This window comes from Pseudoalteromonas sp. GABNS16E (genome assembly GCF_028598715.1).
Classification (GTDB): domain Bacteria; phylum Pseudomonadota; class Gammaproteobacteria; order Enterobacterales; family Alteromonadaceae; genus Pseudoalteromonas; species Pseudoalteromonas atlantica.
This window is the reverse complement of sequence record NZ_JAQREZ010000069.1, coordinates 1-18,307: the sequence shown is the minus strand read 5'-3', so window position 1 is coordinate 18,307 and position 18,307 is coordinate 1. Positions and strand designations below refer to the sequence as shown.

Annotated in this window: 14 protein-coding genes; 8 read left to right on the top strand and 6 right to left on the bottom strand. The window is 41.8% G+C overall.

Going from position 1 to position 18,307, the window contains the following annotated elements; genetic code table 11:
* Positions 1–74 precede the first annotated feature (74 nt).
* Together PSI06_RS18920 and PSI06_RS18915 are read right to left on the bottom strand one after the other, a co-directional pair.
* A complete protein-coding gene (locus tag PSI06_RS18920; RefSeq protein ID WP_273604622.1) occupies positions 75–2,690 on the bottom strand; it encodes a beta strand repeat-containing protein in 2,616 nt (871 codons plus the stop codon).
* Between the two features lie 48 nt (positions 2,691–2,738).
* Positions 2,739–3,527, bottom strand: coding sequence for a retention module-containing protein (locus PSI06_RS18915; protein ID WP_273604620.1), 789 nt, complete (start codon positions 3,525–3,527; stop codon positions 2,739–2,741).
* Positions 3,528–3,751: 224 nt separating this feature from the next.
* Here PSI06_RS18915 and PSI06_RS18910 point away from each other — a divergent pair, with 224 nt between their 5' ends.
* Genes PSI06_RS18910 through PSI06_RS18890 form a run of 5 tightly spaced genes read left to right on the top strand, consistent with a single transcriptional unit; the run spans position 3,752 to position 9,958 of the window.
* Positions 3,752–3,922 (top strand): hypothetical protein, encoded by a 171-nt coding sequence (locus tag PSI06_RS18910; protein WP_273604619.1) that lies wholly within the window; start codon positions 3,752–3,754, stop codon positions 3,920–3,922.
* An 18-nt stretch (positions 3,923–3,940) separates the two neighbouring features.
* A complete protein-coding gene (locus tag PSI06_RS18905) occupies positions 3,941–5,725 on the top strand; it encodes a TolC family outer membrane protein (protein WP_273604621.1) in 1,785 nt (594 codons plus the stop codon).
* Positions 5,726–5,778: 53 nt separating this feature from the next.
* Entirely contained in the window at positions 5,779–7,929 is a 2,151-nt protein-coding gene (locus PSI06_RS18900) for a type I secretion system permease/ATPase (RefSeq protein ID WP_273604618.1), read from the top strand.
* A complete protein-coding gene (locus tag PSI06_RS18895) occupies positions 7,926–9,347 on the top strand; it encodes an HlyD family type I secretion periplasmic adaptor subunit (RefSeq protein WP_273604617.1) in 1,422 nt (473 codons plus the stop codon). Before PSI06_RS18900 ends, PSI06_RS18895 begins: the two co-directional genes overlap by 4 nt.
* 23 nt (positions 9,348–9,370) lie before the next feature.
* Positions 9,371–9,958: a LuxR C-terminal-related transcriptional regulator gene (locus PSI06_RS18890; protein WP_273604616.1), complete on the top strand. Its 588-nt coding sequence runs from the start codon at positions 9,371–9,373 to the stop codon at positions 9,956–9,958.
* A 134-nt stretch (positions 9,959–10,092) separates the two neighbouring features.
* Here the strand turns inward: PSI06_RS18890 and PSI06_RS18885 are convergent, their stop codons facing one another.
* The 3 genes from PSI06_RS18885 to PSI06_RS18875 all read right to left on the bottom strand — a co-directional run bounded on the left by PSI06_RS18885 (position 10,093) and on the right by PSI06_RS18875 (position 13,574).
* Positions 10,093–12,051, bottom strand: coding sequence for a bifunctional diguanylate cyclase/phosphodiesterase (locus PSI06_RS18885; RefSeq protein WP_273604615.1), 1,959 nt, complete (start codon positions 12,049–12,051; stop codon positions 10,093–10,095).
* Positions 12,051–12,713 (bottom strand): transglutaminase-like cysteine peptidase, encoded by a 663-nt coding sequence (locus PSI06_RS18880; RefSeq protein WP_273604614.1) that lies wholly within the window; start codon positions 12,711–12,713, stop codon positions 12,051–12,053. Before PSI06_RS18880 ends, PSI06_RS18885 begins: the two co-directional genes overlap by 1 nt.
* 405 nt (positions 12,714–13,118) lie before the next feature.
* Positions 13,119–13,574, bottom strand: coding sequence for an LPP20 family lipoprotein (locus tag PSI06_RS18875; RefSeq protein WP_004589651.1), 456 nt, complete (start codon positions 13,572–13,574; stop codon positions 13,119–13,121).
* Positions 13,575–13,703: 129 nt separating this feature from the next.
* Here PSI06_RS18875 and PSI06_RS18870 point away from each other — a divergent pair, with 129 nt between their 5' ends.
* Positions 13,704–14,897 (top strand): flagellar assembly protein FlgT, encoded by a 1,194-nt coding sequence (locus tag PSI06_RS18870; protein ID WP_273604613.1) that lies wholly within the window; start codon positions 13,704–13,706, stop codon positions 14,895–14,897.
* Here the strand turns inward: PSI06_RS18870 and PSI06_RS18865 are convergent.
* The gene (locus PSI06_RS18865) at positions 14,894–15,784 is read right to left on the bottom strand and encodes a LysR substrate-binding domain-containing protein (protein ID WP_273604612.1); all 891 of its coding nucleotides are present in this window, start codon (positions 15,782–15,784) and stop codon (positions 14,894–14,896) included. The two genes, PSI06_RS18870 and PSI06_RS18865, sit on opposite strands and share 4 nt — an antisense overlap.
* 109 nt (positions 15,785–15,893) lie before the next feature.
* Here PSI06_RS18865 and PSI06_RS18860 point away from each other — a divergent pair, with 109 nt between their 5' ends.
* Both PSI06_RS18860 and PSI06_RS18855 read left to right on the top strand, forming a co-directional pair.
* The gene (locus tag PSI06_RS18860) at positions 15,894–16,622 is read left to right on the top strand and encodes a glutathione peroxidase (protein ID WP_004589654.1); all 729 of its coding nucleotides are present in this window, start codon (positions 15,894–15,896) and stop codon (positions 16,620–16,622) included.
* A gap of 82 nt (positions 16,623–16,704) precedes the next feature.
* On the top strand, positions 16,705–18,153 hold the full coding sequence (locus tag PSI06_RS18855; RefSeq protein ID WP_273604611.1) for a dihydrolipoyl dehydrogenase: 1,449 nt from the start codon (positions 16,705–16,707) through the stop codon (positions 18,151–18,153).
* Positions 18,154–18,307 lie beyond the last annotated feature (154 nt).

The window sequence follows — 18,307 nt, the reverse complement described above, 5'->3', positions numbered from 1 at the left end:
CCGACGACATTACTTGCTTCATCCTATGTATTAACTCGCTCTAATTCGAGCTAAAGTAATTATGGCTTAAAAAGTTAGGCAGGGATCAGTGCGTTTAACTTGACAGTGGGAGTCATACCAACGCCTGTAGTTGTGGCTGAGGCTTCATTTCCAGCTGCGTCAGTGGCTGTGGCCGTTATTGTAAACTCCCCCTCAGCAATTGCAGTCGTTGCACCTACTTGCCAAGAACCATCTTCTGCAACAACTGCCGTTAAAGTTTGCGAGTCACCATTAGAGTCTGTTACTGATACAGTGATCAAGCTACCTGGCTCTACATCAGTTGTGGTACCACTAAATACAGGTGTTGAATCGTTAGAGTCAGTAAAGTCATTTACACTAATAGTTGGAGCGGTTAAATCTATAGTGCCAGTTTGTGCGTCTTGCGCGCTATTACCAGCACTATCACTTACATTTGCCACCACACTAAACTCACCCTCAGCTAATGCTTGTGGGACATCTATACTCCATGTGCCATCACCATTTATAGCAGTGACAAATTGCTGCTCAGCGCCAGCATCATCAGTCACAATCACTGTAACCACACTACCCGCTGCTAAACCTTGAGTAGAGCCGCTTATAGTAGGCGTTGTATCGTTTGTATCGTTTGTATCACCAATATTATCTATAGTTACGCTAGGTGCGGTTAAATCTATGGTGCCAGTAACCGTTGCAGTACTGCTATTACCTGCTTCGTCACTTACACTTGCAGTAACTGTAAAGTCACCTTCGCTAAGCTCATTAAGTATATCGGCGCTATAGCTTCCATCAGCATTAGTAACCGCTGTAATAGTTTGTTGATTACCGTCACTATCGGTTATTAATAAGGTAACCTCAGTACCTTGGGGTACATCTACTACGCTACCTGTCACACTCGGTGTTGTATCGTTTGTATCTGTAATTGGGTTAATAGTAATCGCAGGATCAGTTAAATCTATTTCCCCTACTTCAGTAGCAGAGGCTGTATTGCCAGCAGCATCGGTTACTGTTGCAACCACCGTAAATTGACCCTCTACCAACTCATCGGTTGCTTCGATTGACCACGACCCATCAGCATTTGTGGTTACTTGCACAGTTTCTGTTGCGCCATCGCTGCCTGTAAAGGTAACAGTAACAACCGCACCTGCGTCAACATCTTGCGTAGTACCACTAATTGTTGGAGTGGTATCATTAGTATCAATAATAAAATTAATACTTACGGTTAAATCTACATTACCGACCGTACTTGCTTGTGCCTCATTACCCGCATCGTCTATAACGGCTGCAACTACGGTAAAATCCCCTTCAGGCAGAGGCTCTGTAACTTGAGCGCTCCAAGAACCATCTTCTTGAGTGACCGCTAAAAGATTAAAAGTACTGCCATCACTTGAGGTAATCGTTAGGGTTATAGTGGTACCAGCAGGCACGTTACCGGTATTACCGCTTAAAAATGGCGTGGTATCGTTTGTATCTGCAATAGAGTCAATTTGAATGGAAATAGGGGCAAATGTAACTTCACCACTTGTTTGCGCGGATGCTTCGTTACCCGCAGGGTCACTCACTGTCGCGGTAACACTAAACTCTCCGCCAGGAATAGCGTTGGGTGATTCAACACTCCACGTGCCATCAGCCTCAAGTGTCGTTGTTAAGGTTTGTATATTACCGTCGCTATCGGTTACTAAAACAGTAATTACAGAGCCCTCTGGTGCCCCTTCAACACGGCCAACAAAAGTAGGCGTTGTGTCATTAGTATCTGCAATGGCCGTAACCGTTATCTCAGGGCTAGTTAAATCAACTAACCCTTGCTCTACAGCTTGTGCTTCATTACCTGCAGTGTCGGTCACAGTTGCATTAACTTCAAACTCACCTTGTGCTAAAGGTGTAGAAACACTTACAGACCAGCTGCCATCATCATTTGTTTGCGTTAACAGCGTTTGAACTTGCCCATTAATATCGGTAATAACCACGGTAATTACCGAGCCTGCTGGCACATCTTGCGCAGAGCCAGTAATAATTGGGGTTGTATCTTGCGCAGAGCCAGTAATAATTGGGGTTGTATCTTGCGTATCGGCAATCGCATTAATTTCTACAATTGGCGCCGTTAAGTCAATAACTCCAGCATCACTTGCAAGTGCTTGGTTGCCTACGCTATCACTCACCTGCGCATCAACAGTAAAATCACCTTCTGGTAGTGCCACACCCACATCAACAGCCCAACTACCATCTTCACCGGTAATGGCTGTAAAAAGCTGCACTTCGCCTGCACTGTCGGTTACTGTGATTGTTACTTCAGTACCTTGTGGCACACCGGTTGTAGTACCACTTAATGGCGGCGTAGCATTATTAGTTTCACCCGCTACTGTAACTGTAATTTCTGGAGCGGTTAAATCAATACTCGCAACTGCTTGGTCAATTGCTTGGTTACCAGCGGCATCAACTGCTACTGCGTTAACATTAAACTCCCCTTCTGCTAAAGGCGATGTAGTGGTAATACTCCAATTACCTTGTGCATCAACTTGTGTAACAATTGTTTGTTGTGTGCCTGTGCTATCGGTAAGAGTTACAGAGACGTTGTCGCCAGTATTCAAACCCGCTACCGACCCCGTAACCGTTACTGTTTGAGATGCAGAGTCTGCAACAGGGTCAATATTAATTACTGGCGCTGTGGTGTCTATTTCAATAGAAATAGCATCGTTAAACGCATTACCATCTGGGTCGGTGGCTTATACAACTACGCTCACGGGTCCATCGGCTATCGGGTTAGGTAGTGTAATTTCAAACGTGCCATCTGGGCCAATAACCGCGCTTACTACTTGAGAGTTACCATTTTCATCTGTCACAGTAATATTTACTGTTTCACCCACTAAGTTTTCACTTGTACCACTAATTGTTGGCTGAGATGAATTAGTTAAACCTACTTCATTTAATGATATAGACGCAGTGCCATCATCAGGAACTACCCCATCAGAGGTGTCGCGAATATTTAGCGCCTCTGTAGAATCAGGATCAAAGCTTGAATCAAATGCAACGCTATTAGGGTTAGCTCCCTCCGCAATACGTGTAAGCTGAACAAATGAGCTTCCTCCACCAGAGCCCGCACCACCAGCACCACCTGCGGCCGTTGCTTCTAAATTATCTAAAATATCACCATCGCCCTCTAAGGCATCTAAAAAGTCAGTAACATCAGAATTAGCCGCCGTTTGGCCATCGTTATTATCAGTTTGTTCTAAGCTTGCAATGGCCGCATCTAGGCTTTCGTCAAACACGGTGGTTTCGCTGCTATCGCGGGTTTCTTGTGCTAATAAATCAGGGGTGATCTTTACGTTTTGATTAGCAGGAATCGACAGTGTTTCTCCTTGCACATCAATTGTTAGCGATGAATTATCGGCGGTAACCACTGAATCGCCCACAGTAATAGTATCGCCCACTTCAAGTGGCTTAATTGTGCCATCTTCTAAAACAACACCAGCAGACCCTTTTAAGTCTATTACTAATAATTGATTAGATTCCATTTTACTTACCTCAAACATAAGAATTAAAAAATATTAATTAAAATGTAGAACAGCAAAACGCATTAGATACTGTACTCAAGTACAGTTTTTAAAAAAACATTAAAAATAAAAAAGTGGTAGATAATAAATTTTATGCTAGCCAAAACGATTATTTGCGAAATATGCATTTATTGACTAAACCATATGGTAGGTATTGATAGCCCAAGTAACCCTAAGAGGAAGAAATGATTACAAAAAATACTTTACTAAAGCAAAAAGGAAAGCTGCTTATAGGTTTAACGCTAAGTGCGCTTGGCGCAACTAACGTGGTAAAAGCCAATGACAGCTCTGTGGCGCCGCTTACATACGTCACCAGTAAAGCAATTGAAAATAATCCAGAGGTACAACAAGCATGACATACATTTAAATCCTCAATTTATGGCGTAGATGCAGCCCGCTCAGGCTACTTACCTAGCGTTGATGTATCTGCCAGCGCAGGTTATGAGCGCCGAAACTACGGTATAGAAGACGAATACAACCGCAACACTGCAGAGCTTAGTGTTACTCAAATGCTTTACGACGGGTTTAGAACATCTAACACCGTTGAAAGGTTTGAGCGTATTCAGCTCATTCGGTATTTTGAATTACTCTCACAAACAGAGCAAACTGCATTAGATGCATCTATTGCATTTTTAGATGTGCAAAAATTTAAAGAACTTGTGACACTCGCTGAAGAAAACCTGCAAGAACACGAGTCTGTATACCAACAAATTGAACAAAGTGTAGGAGCCGGTGTTGCCCGAGCAGCAGATCTAGAGCAAATTAGCGGGCGCTTATCGCTAGCGCAATCTAATGTGCTAACCGAGTACGCTAACCTGCACGATGTAACCGCGCGTTATTTAAGAGTTGTTGGCGAGCTACCCGTTAATGATATAAAACAAGCCAAATTAGATGAGCAAAACGTGCCCATTTCTATTAACCAAGCGCTTGATATAGCCTATAAAAACAGCCCTGCTTTTTACGCATCGCTTTATAATATAGAGGCGCAAGAAGCCAATGCTCAGGCACAAAAGGCAGCGTTTCATCCAAACGTAGACTTATCTGCCCGTTACGGCACACAAGACAGAGACGAGCTAGGTTTAAACGAAACAAGAACCGAAGCACGGGTAGGTATAGACATAACCTATAACCTGTACAACGGGGGCCTAGATAGCGCCAACCTTGAACAAGCATACCAAGATGTAAATATTGCCAAGTATCAACGCGATCAAGCTTGTGTCGATATTCGTCAAAGCCTACAAATTGCCTATCATAATGTGAACAATATAGAGCAAAAGCTACCCACGCTTGAAAGCTATAAAAACTCGTCAAACAGAGTAAAAATAGCCTACCGAGACCAATTTGATATTGGCCAACGCACCTTGCTTGATGTACTTGACGCTGAAAACGAAGCGTTTCAATCTAACCGCTCGTACATTGTTGCTCAATACGATAGACAAACAGCCATTTTAACTATGCTTAACGAAATGGGTAAACTATTGCCAGCTCTAAATGTTATGTCTGACAAGTACCCAACATTAACAGAGTTAACAGATGACCCAATCGTGCATAACGCACAAAATATATGCCCAAGTTACGATGTAGCTGCCACCTTTAAGCGCAAAGCTTTTTTACAAAAAAAAGCCAAGCAAGATAACGCCTACATGAGCGTTACAGCAATGCCTAGGTATTTAGAAATGCCACCAGAGACCCCTAACGCATCGAGTTTTGCAGATGACGATAACGACGGCGTACCTAACGAGCAAGACACCTGCCCAAGCACGCCAGCGGGAACAAATGTAGACCTATCTGGGTGTACTTTGTATGACCAAGCGACCGACTCAGTTGAAATAGGCATTCCCTTTTCAGCCGACTCAAGCCAAGTGCGCCCAGAGTACTTGCAAGAGGTAAAAAAGCTCGCGGAGTTTTTAAAAAATAACCCTGACAAAAAGGTAGAGATCCAAGGTCACGCCTCATTAGATGGCGATAGAAAATACAACCGTAAACTTTCAGAGCAACGCGCCTTTGCCGTAGCACAATTACTTATTGAGCAATTTGGTATAGCGCCTAATCGTGTTCAATCATTTGGTTATGGTATTGATCAGCCACGCGTTAATGAAATTTCGGTACGTGCTAATGCGGCAAACCGCCGTATTGAGGCGGTTATTACCGATAGTTAAGAGGTGCTTAAAACAAATAAATTTAAAATGTTTTACATAACATTGGATGATATATGGAATTAAATGATGTACTTGATCATGGCGGCGCACTGGTAGATTGCCTTGCAGTATTGTGCCGTTTTCATGATAAAGATTTTTCAAGGGAGGCCTTATTAAATGGCCTCCCACTAACAGATGGAAACTTAACGCCTTCAGGTTTTGCACGTGCTGCAAAACGTGTGGGCTTTAAATCAAAAGTTGTAAATAAGCCTCTTAATCAAATTAATACTGCTTTATTACCGGCCATTATTATTTTAAATAATAACCAAGCGTGCGTGGTAACCGCTATTGATAACCAAAAACAAACAGCGCAAGTTACTTACCCCGAGCTAACCGAGTCTGTTGTAGAAGAAGACCTAGAACAGTTAATTGAAAAATCAACAGGTTTAATTATTTATGCTCATCCAGAGTTTATGTTTGATGAGCGCTCCCCGGTGCTAGAAAAGCTCTCTAAAGACGGCTGGTTTTGGGGCGTAATAAAAGAATGCCGCGCACTGTACAAAGACGTCATAATCTCCGCCATTGCATTAGGCGTTTTGTCTGTTGCCATGCCTTTATTTGTAATGAATGTATATGACCGAGTAGTTCCAAATCATGCAACAGAAACCCTCTGGGTTTTAGCCATCGGTATTTTAATAGCCCTGACCGCCGACTTTGTACTGCGCTTAGTACTGCGCTTAGTACGCAGCTACTTTGTAGAGCTTGCGGCAAGTCGTATAGATGTAAAAGTGTCTGCGGTTATTATGGAGCGCGTACTTGGTATGAAGCTTAAAAATAGGCCCTCATCAGCGGGGTCATTTGCGAGTAACATACAATCGTTTGAAGCCGTACGTAACTTTTTTAGCTCAATAACCTTGGTCGCGCTGGTTGATTTACCCTTTGTTGCTATATACCTAATTGTTATTGCAATAATAGGTGTACCGCTAAGCCTACCCATTATCGCAGGTGCCCTAATACTTTTAAGTTATGGCATAGCAGCCCACAGAAAACTTGAAGCGCTGTCAGAGCAAACCATGAAAGCAAGCTCAATGCGCAACTCCATACTTGTAGAAATATTAACCAATATTGAAGATGTAAAAAGTTTTCACAGCGAATGCAAAACCCAATCAACATGGGAAAAATCAACTATTTATATTGCTCAGGTTAATGCGCAAAGTCGCTTAATCTCAAGCTCAATCTCTAATAGCGCAGCGTGGATACAACAATGTGTTGGCGTGATCATTATGATCATCGGTGTTCATTTAGTTATTGAAGGCGAGCTAACGCAAGGGGGATTAATAGCCGCTTACTTACTTTCATCGCGGGCAATGGGGCCGCTTGGGCAATGCGCCGCCGTACTTGCGCAATATCATCATGCTGCCATTGCTATGCAATCGCTTAACGAAATAATGGAAAAAGACGTTGAGCGCCCGCCAAATAAACATTGGTTAAGCCACCCCGTATTAAACGGCGAAATAGAATTTAAAGACGTATGCTTTAAGTATGAAGACGACGCGGCCGATGCGCTTAGTAATATTAGCTTTAAAATAAAAGCGGGCGAAAAAGTGGCTATTTTGGGGCGCAATGGTTCGGGTAAAAGCACCCTCGAAAAACTTATTTTAGGCCTTTACGACCCAACCGCAGGCTCCGTAATGGTCGATAACAACAATATACAACAAATAGACCCCGCAGAACTTCGTCATAACATAGGGTACGTACCACAAAATATAGCGTTGTTTTTTGGTAGCTTAAAAGACAATCTCACTATTAGCGCATGGCATGCTAAAGATGAGCAAATAATTAGCGCATGCGAAAAAAGCCAGTTATTCGAGTTAATCAACTCTCACCCCGATGGGTTTGATCTACAAGTTGGTGAGCAAGGTCGCTTGCTATCTGGCGGCCAAAAACAAGCAATTGGTATAGCGCGTGCACTTATAAACGACCCCCCTATTATGCTGTTAGATGAGCCTACCTCATCGCTTGATCACAATAGTGAAAATAAAATTATTCAAAATTTAAAAGCCGCCACCCAAGACAAAACCCTAATTGTAGTTACTCACCGCTCGTCTTTACTTTCGTTGGTTGATCGCATCATCGTGATCGATAACGGAAAAATAGTTGCCGATGGGCCTAAACAAAAAGTAATTGCCGCACTGAATAACCAAACAGTGGAGCAAGCATCATGAGTGACAATAAAAAGCCACTAGAGCAGCGCTCTTTTGAATCGGTAAGTAAAGCGATAGAAGCACGTAAAAAAGGTAAGCCTTCAATCTTTAATCGCTTATTTAAAGGCTGGCTTTCGCCTTCTGAATCACAAGATTGGGTAGTCGATGCGCAGTGGGAAAAAATGCAGCAAGAGCCTGCCAGCGCACGTTTTTTGTTATACCTCATTTGTATTGCATTTATTTTGCTTATAATTTGGGCAGGCTTTGCGCCACTGGATGAGGTAGCCCGTGGTGAAGGACGCGTTATCCCATCAAATAAGTTACAGTTAGTGCAATCTTACGATGGCGGTATGGTAGAAAAAATAAACATTCGAGAAGGGCAAATTGTTGAAGAAGGTGACGTATTAATAAAAATCGACCCTACTCGGTTTATTTCAAGCTTTAGAGAAAACCAATCTAAAGTGCAATCACTCACTGCAAAAGTAGCCAGGTTACAAGCCCTTACCAGAAAAGAAGATCTCGTTTTTCCTGATGAGCTTGTTAAGCAAGTACCCGAGGCGGTCGCCCACGAGCGCTCAATATATTTAAGTAATCGCCAAGAATTAGAGCAGCAAGTGGCAATTCATAAACGCCAGCTAGAACAACGCAGACAAGATCACATTGAAGCAAAAGCCGCTTTGCAAGAACACACTAGCGCTCTAAGGCTAAGTAATCGTGAGCTGCCAGTAACACGCCCACTGTTAAGAACCGGTGCTGTATCTGATATAGACATCATCAGGTTAGAACGTGAAATAGTTGATTTAAACGGCGAAATAAACCGCACTAAAGCAGTGATTAACCGGAGCTTATCGGCTATCAACGAAGCTAAAAACAAAGTAACAGAAGTCGAACTTGCGATGATCAACCGCTGGAACAACGAACTTTCGGAGGCATTGCTGCGTTTAGAGTCGATAAAAGAAACCGAATCAGGGCTTGCCGACAAAGTGGCCCAAACTGAGATCAAATCACCGGTTAAAGGCACGGTACAACGTTTATTGGTTAATACCGTAGGCGGCATTTTACAACCCGGCAGTGACGTTTTAGAAATAGTCCCTTTAGACGATCAACTTATTGTTGAGGCAAAAATACCGCCGAAAGATATTGCCTTTTTACGCCCAGGGCAGCCCGCCATGATTAAATTTAGCGCCTATGATTTTGCGGTATACGGCGGACTAGAAGCCGAGGTACTGCATATAAGTGCAGATACAATTACCGACGACAGAGAAAATACTTTTTATTTAGTGCAATTAAAAACCACTAAAAATAACTTTTCAGAAGAGTTGACTATAATTCCAGGAATGACCACACAAGTGGATATTATTACTGGTAAAAAAACCGTCTTGGAATATTTACTTAAACCCGTACTCAGAGCTACATCGCAAGCAATGACAGAACGCTAAACTGAATTTATTGGAGTAAATTAATGCGTCAAAGTATATTTATTACACAACCCGAACTTGAATCGAGCCACTGGCGAAGTGCGTTTGCAGGTTGTGTAATATGCACCAAAGAACCAAAACAAATTAATGCATCAAGTATTATATGGGTTCTGGCGGGCACTTCGGGATGGCTTGAACTGGTAAAAAAATATGCCCAAAAACGCTTACCGGTTATCGTAATGACCACAAATCTAGAAATAGAGGAACTTAGAGCAGCCCTGCAAGCGGGCGCAAGAGGCTATGTAGAAGCACTTGCATCTAAAGTAATATTACAACAAGTACTTGAGACTATTTGCTCAGGCGGCCTGTGGTTACCTGGGCAACTGCTATCTAATATTGTTGGGGCACTAAGTCAGCAGCAAATAAATTACACCCAAGCCTGCGACATTCAAAGCTTAACTAAACGCGAACGCCAAGTTGTTGATATAGTTATAACAGGGGCAACCAATAAACAAGCCGCTGGGTCACTTAATATTACAGAGCGGACAATTAAAGAGCACATGAGCTCAATTTTCACTAAGTTAAAAGTGCGCGATCGTATACAGCTTATGTTAGCAGTTAAAGGTAACTAACCTAGGCTAGAATAACAAAACCTTCGCCAGTTATAGTTAAACTTAATAAACAACGGCTTATAGGTTAAATACTGAATTGCATTTACCTATTCGCCGCCATTATTAAACCACTCCCCTTTAATTAAATAGTCGCTTTACGACTCTTTAATAACTCCATCAAAGCCAAGATTAACCAGTGTATCTATATCGTCTTGGCTTGTTACGCCCTGCGCGACCACTTTAATACCAATAGAGTGCGCTAATGTGCAAACACCGCGTAAGAAGGTTTGATTGTCTTGGCTGTAACTAATGTTATGCCCGTAAATGCTGTCTATTTTAAGCATTTCTAAGCCAAATTCTTGAATGTTCTTAATCTTAGTAAATTCAGGCCCCACACGTTTAAGTGCCACTTTAGCGCCCATACAACGCACCTGCTCACAAAATTCCTTAAATATATCCTTTTCGTTTACGACAATGTTTTCGCGTATATCAAAACAGATATTTTTTGCCAAATCAGGAAAGGCAGATACATAGGTTAATACCGAGGCAAGCGCGGTATCATCCATTAATGTTTGCGCCGAAAGCTCTACAGCAATCAATTCATTTGGCGGCGCTTCACCGTACTGTTTAACAATTTGCTTGATTAAACTCCAATCCAAACGTGCTAATAGGTTTAAGCGATTAGCCCATTGATAGTAGCAGCTTGATTTATAATGTTGGCCGCCAAATTCTAAACTTAAACTAAGCTGATGCTGCAACAAGGTGTCGTTAAAACCCATAACCTCTAAACAATTTAACTGTATAGTTTTTTGCTCAAGTGCATCCTCAATAGCCTTTTGCCAGCCAGTAGAGTCATCAAAAATTTCACTCTTTTGTTTATTATCAATGACTTTTGCTTGCACCCCAGGTTTGTTACCTGCTGTTTTTAATAAACCATCTACACGGCGTAATAAATCAAAGCGGGTGTCGTTTTTCTCTATGTAGGTACAACTGTGTACAATGGCCAAATCAATATTTTTGTATTCATCAACAATCGATTTATGCAATGCGGTTATTTGCTCGCTAAGCGCTTGAGTATCATCAGTATCGCTAAACAACACAGTAAAGTCGGTATGTGATATACGCGCAATATAGTTTTCTGAAAAGTGCGCCTGATTCGACTCTAAAAACTGTGTTAACACCTGAGAAAAACGGCGTAAAAAGTTAACCATTTCTACACGGCTAATCGATTCACTTATTTTATCTAAATTAACCACCCTAAATAAAAACAAAACACCATGGGCATGATCTTTCACTTTTTGTAAATGAGCCTCTAATGTGGCACTAAAATACTCTCGATTGGCAAGCCCTGTTAGCTCATCGTGCTGGGCTTTAAAACGCAACTCCTCTAAGCGTTTATTATCTTCTTTTATAATGCGACTAAACCGTGTCGATAATAAATTCATCGACTGCACAAGGCGAGCAAACTCAAAGGTTTTTGGCACTTTTGATTTAATAAAACGCTTATCGCCAAAGGCGTTTGCTTGGTACACCACATCATCAAGTGGCGTTAAAATTCTACGTAATAAATACGCACTTATGGCACAGGCAAAAAAGGCCACCACTAAAAAGCTAAAAAACAGTTTAAGGGCGCTTTCCCACAATGCTTGCTCAGCATATTGGCTGTGGCTTTCAACAAATAAAGTGCCAAATTGCTGCCAACCGTTGTTAACCTGCCCTACACCTGGCTGTACATTAAGCCCATATACCGCTCTAAACCAAGCTGGTGCGGTATTTTCTAACGTGTCGGTAAATACGCGCTTTACAATAACCTCACCATTTGGGTCTTGCAGTTCTATGCGTTTGTAGTGACCGGTATCAAAAGTGGCCGACACTAACAGCTCAAGCTCTACAGGGTCTTTTTCAAGCTGACTAATCATCAGCGCTAAAGAGCTGGCATTATCAACATTTTTTAAATACAGCTGCGTAGAAAAATAGTTTCTAGCAGAGTTAGTACTTATTAACACGCTACTTATAAAGCCAACAAAAATCACCACCAGCAAGGTGATCCACACCTCTTGCCTAAGAGTGATTTTTCTTTTTTTGAAAAACTTAAATAAGGAAAATGACGCCATTACCACATAATCCCTTCTTGTGATGTCTGCTCCAAAATTTTACGCCAACGCGATAGCCTTGCTGTCGGGCTGGCTACACTTTTAGTCGAGTTATTTGCCCATAAACCTTGGCTGTTAAAACTAAATACCGGGCTTAAATCAACGCGTTTTGCTGCAGGTAACACTTTTGTTATTAAACTATCTAAAATAAGCGGCTGAGCATTAGGCGTAGCAAAGTAGCCTAATACCATGTGTGCTTGTGTTTTGTTTGTACCAGCAAGCTTAGCTTTTACATATATAAGCCTAAGCTTGTCGTCGCTTACGCCTAAGGCGCGTAAACTAATGTATTTAGCAATGGCATAATCTTCACAATCACCTAAACCACGGCCAAGAGTTTCTAATGGCGTAGCCCAATAGTCGTTTTGCTTCCAAAGCTGTATATCGGTTTGGTATCGAAGATTGCGTGCAAAAAAGTCGTTAACAATTAAAATTTGTTGTTGTTCTGGTTTATTTTGGGTGCGCACCAACATAGTTTGCCAATTACGCGCCACAGTGACTCGCGCAGGGCCATATTTTTGCCCCATTAATTCTATAAAGGTATTAAATTGAATAGTTAAACGGCTCGCAACACGCCGCTTGAAAGTAAAAAAAATAGCAGTAAATAGCGCAAATTGCTTTTGCACCAAAAAAATAGCTTATTTGAGGAAAGAGTGGGTCTAAGTGTCATTCACAGCCCAAAAAAAGAAAAATTAAAAACATATACCAAACGCTACACTACTTGTTCAAATATTATTCGTAACAACAGCATAGCACTCAATATAAAAGGATGAGATATTTTGTATGTGTTTTTTTACTAGATTTAAATTTTAACTCGGCCATTTCAACATTGCTTAATACATTAACTAACATATTGAATCATCGTTGTATTTAAAGCTGATTTATCAAACCCTAGATTTACAGAAAAACGCTCCCGTAAATAGCAAAGTTATGTATTGCTGTACGAGTATATTCCACGCGCTTAACGCTAAAACCAGCCGTTAAAATAGCAGCTTAATGTAGCTTTACTATTTAAAGTACTGGCCAGTTACTTAGTAGTAGGTCACTTTTTTAACTTCACGCGGCTTAATTTCACCTATGTATAAGTCGTGCACGCGCTTCATGTTTAGCTCAAGCTCGGTAACGTATACATCGTCAACTGAGTAAGTTTTAATAATTTGCGCACCTTTAATTATGCCCTGCACTTTACTTTCCATGTAATCGTTTTGAGCAATAGCACCTGCTACAGACGTGCCTGCTGTAATTTTTTGCCCATAAACTTGCTCTGTCAGTTCACGGTACGCCTCAAGCTTAGAGGCCTTAATTGCCATTAATTGCTTTTGTGATTTATTAGCCCCTTGCTGCAAGCTAATAGGTGCATAACCAACCGCTTTAAGTATGGGATAATTATTTGGCTCTACATATTTGTACTCAACATGTTTATCAAACACGTTGCTGCAACCGGCAAGGCCAAGGCCTGCTAAAGTAAGTAATATAATTGCACGCATTTATTTGCACCCTTTAAAGTAATTGCGCAAATAAATGCAGGTTTAATGCCATTTGTTATAAAGTCCTCATATTGGTGCAGTCCTTGCTTAGCTAAAGCGTAATTAACTAATTTTATGTGGAGTACCAGTATGAACACGTTTTTATCATCACTATTTGCAGGTGTTACTAGCGCTGCATTATTAACGTTTTCTGCCAGTACTTACGCACAATGGTTTGAATCTACCGGCCATGCACAAATACAAAATGGCGACATTAGCAGCGCTAAATCGGCCGCGATTAAAGATGCAATTACACAAGCATTAGTGTTTTCTGGCGCCCGGGTTAGCTCGGTACAAACCTTGGTAGATGGCGTGCTAACGCAAGATCAGCTAAAAATTAGTAGCCACGGCGAAATACAAAAAATAGAGCTGGTGAGCGAGCAACGCCAAAATCAACAATTTGCCATTACGCTTAGGCTTGATGTATTTGCCCAAACAGAGCAATGCCCACAAAGTAACTTTAATAAATTTGTTGCTGTAACCCAAAGCCAGCTTGTTCATCGTGAGCATGCCTTAATGGGTCAAATATTTGACGTAAATAAAGCCATTAGTAAAAAGTTATTTAGCGCTTTGCAAAGCACAAAAATGAGCGCCCTGCCCGTTGCTTACTACAATAAAGCAATTAATGTAGACAATTACTTTAATCAGCAGCACGACTACTCAAATGCACAGCTAGAAGAGCTTTCAGCCAGAAGCAACGCGCAATATGTTTTATTAAGCCAAATAACCAATTTAGCGCCAAGCGATAAACTCAACAACGACTACGCCTTTTGGCAAGACGAAACCTACCAGCGCAGCTACGCTATTGAGTTTATGTTGTTTGATGGCACCACGTACGAACAATTATGGCAAAACAGCTATCATACCCAAGCTGTATGGCCATTTGAAAAAACAGCTATAGTTGATGTAAATAGTGATAGGTTTTGGCAATCACCTTTTGGGCAAAGTATTAGCGATATAAATCAAACGGTCAGTTACGATATACAAGCGGCTATGGCGTGTTTTCCTACTAAAGGAAAAATAATGCACATGGAAAACAACAAATTGGTGATAAACCTAGGCAAAGATCATGGCCTTAAAAAAGGCCAGCTATTAAGCATTGCGCACCATAACTACTTAACCGATGCACAAGGCAATACTATGCCGCATACCATTACCACGCTTAACACCATCATGGTTGAGCAACTTTATAAACAAAGCGCCATTGCTGTAAGCCTTAACGATAAGCCTTTGCCTGGGGTACAAATAAACGATGTGGTAGAAGTTGCAAGCCAAGAACACTAAATAAGCGCCCGCTTTAAATTTGGGTGCTCTCCCAACCACTGGGCTAATTGCTCAACGCCCGCCAAACGCGGGTAGTGTTTTCTGCAAGCAAATACCACATTACGTTGCTGATTAGGAAAAATAGCTAAATAATCAATCCCTACACGCTGTGTACACGCAAGCTTGGGCACAAATGTCACCCCGTCATCTATCGCCACCAGCGCCAATAAAGTTTCTAAACTATTGCCCTGATATTGGTTTGATACATCCACTCCTGCAGCAAAACAAAACTTTTGGGCTTGATCTTTAAAGCAATGGCCATCACTTAACATTAATAGGCTACAACTTTGTAAATCGCTTAGCGCTACTTTTTTACGCTTAGATAACGGGTTATCGGTTGAAACAGCAACCATAAAGTCTTCTTTGTACACGTTAACCGTATGGTAGTTTTTAAGCTCGGGAACATCGGCCAAAATTGCAAAGTCGAGCTCGCCGTTATCAAGCGCCTCTAGCATAGTCGCTGTTTGCATTTCTATAAACGAAAAGTGGCTCTCGCTAAACGCCGCTTTCATAGAGGTCAGTAAAGCGCTGAGTAAGTACGGCGCAATAGTAGGAATAATACCAATTCTTAGCTTACCTTGTAGCGGCCCGTTTGAAGTAGCCGCCAGCTCTTTTAAGATTTCTGTTTGCTCTAAAATAACGTTTATCTGTGTCAACAAACGTTCACCTTGCGCTGTTAATGTAACTTGCTTAGTTGAGCGGTCAAATAAAACAACATTAAGCTCTTGCTCAAGCTTTTTTACTTGCCCACTTAGTGTAGGCTGGCTAACAAAACAGGCATCGGCCGCTTTGCGAAAATGCTTGTGGTGCGCTATTGCTTTTACATACTCTAAATCTTTTAAGTTCAAATTCATCTCCACCTGATAGGCTATACCTATTAGTTTAATACAAACAAACGATTGGAACTATATTTAAATTCTCGCCATAATGGCTCCAACAAATCAAGAGGAACAAACTATGTTAAAGAATATTGAAGGTCAAACAATCCCAAGCGTTACATTTGCAACACGTCAAAACGACGAATGGAAATCAGTAACCACAGACGAAATTTTTACAGGCAGAACCGTTGTTGTGTTTTCACTACCGGGCGCATTTACACCAACCTGTTCATCAACTCACTTACCACGCTACAACGAGTTAGCCGGTGTACTTAAGCAAAATGGCGTTGATGAAATTGTATGTGTATCAGTAAACGATACATTTGTAATGAACGCATGGGCAGAGCATCAAGAAGCGCAAAACATTACATTATTACCTGATGGCAACGGCGAATTCACTGACGGCATGGGCATGTTAGTAGATAAAAACGATTTAGGCTTTGGTAAGCGCAGCTGGAGATACTCTATGCTAGTTAAAGATGGCGTTATCGACAAAATGTTCATTGAACCAGATTTACCAGGCGACCCGTTTGAAGTTTCTGATGCAGACACAATGCTTGACTACATCAACCCTAAACAAACTAAGCCAGAGCCAGTAACCGTATTTTCTAAGCCTGGTTGCCCTTTCTGTAAAAAAGCAAAAGAGCTACTAACAGAAAAAGGCTACGCATTTGAAGAAGTTGTTATGGGTGCAGGCGCTACATTAACAAGCCTTAAAGCAATTTCTGGCCGTGACACTGTTCCACAAATATTTATTGGTGGACAACACATTGGCGGCTCAGACGATTTAGAAAAATACTTTGCTTAATTAAGTAAAAAAATAGCAGGGGCGTACGCGCCCCTCTATATCAATCTCATCGCTCAGATTGAAAATAATAAAGGATACCACTATGAAAGAATTACAAACCGATGTTGTTGTTATAGGTGCAGGTACTGCAGGCTTAAGCGCATACCGTAACGCAAAACAATTCACCCCTAACGTTTTAATGATTGAATCAGGCCCATACGGTACTACCTGTGCACGCGTTGGTTGTATGCCAAGTAAATTACTTATTGCCGCAGCCGAAGCCGCGCATTCAATTGAAATGGCACCTGCATTTGGTGTACATAGCTCAAAGCCACGAATAGACGGCAAAGCAGTTATGGCACGGGTTAAAAGCGAACGAGACCGCTTTGCAGGATTCGTAGTAGAAGCCGTAGACGGCATTCCTGATGAGGATAAAATTCGTGGCTACGCCAAGTTTTTAGACGCCAACCGCGTACAAATTGACGATGACATCATTATTACTGCTAAACGTTTTGTTATTGCCACGGGTTCACGCCCTTCATACCCAGGTGTATTTAATAACTTTGGCGACAAGCTAATTATTAACGATGATGTATTTAACTGGGACGACCTACCAGAGTCAGTGGCTGTATTTGGCCCAGGCGTAATAGGCCTAGAAATTGGCCAAGCACTTAGCCGCTTAGGCGTAAACGTAAAATTATTTGGTGTTGGCGGCGCAATTGGCCCACTTACCGACCCAGTAATTAAAGACTATGCAAACACTGTTTTTGCTGAAGAATTTTTTGTAGATACCGACTCAAACGTATCTGACATGATGCAAGTTGGAGATAAAGCCCAGCTTACTTACACCGATAAAGACGGTGCTAAACACACCGAGCAATTTGACTACGTACTTGCAGCCACAGGCCGAGTACCCAACGTAGACAAGCTAGGTTTAGAAAATACCGGCATAGAGCTTGATGAGCGCGGTGTGCCACACGCCGACCCGCACACAATGCAATGTGGTAACTCAAATATATTTATAGCGGGCGATGCCAGCAATATGATCCCTCTGCTACACGAAGCATCTGATCAAGGCACCATTGCCGGACAAAATGCTGGGCGCTTCCCCGATGTACGCATTGGCCTTCGCCGCGCTAAAATTGCCGCAGTGTTTAGTGACCCACAAATAGCAATGGTAGGCGACAGCTACAAGCAAATTACAGACCGCCTAGGTGAATGTGGTTGCTTTGAAGTAGGCGAAGTGAGCTTTGAAAACCAAGGCCGCAGCCGAGTAATGCTTAAAAATAAAGGCCACATGCGCGTTTACGCAGAGCAAGGCACAGGCTTATTTTTAGGTGCAGAATTTATTGGCCCACAAGCCGAACACCTTGCTCATTTATTAGCATGGGCTGTGCAAAACAAAATGACCGTACCAGAAATGCTGGATATGCCATTTTACCACCCAGTAATTGAAGAAGGTTTACGCACTGCCCTACGCGATTTAAATGCCAGACTTAAATTTGGCCCAGATATTATTAACAGCTGTATGGAATGCGGACCAGGCGCTTAACTTTTATACAGCAATAAAACAAATACATATGTCCCGTCCTGAAATAGGTTGACGGTTTTAATGAAAGACTTGGTGCGAAAGCGCCAGGTCTTTTTTATGCACTTGATTTGGTGTTTTCATATCCAAACTTAAGTGCGGTCGCATTTCATTGTAT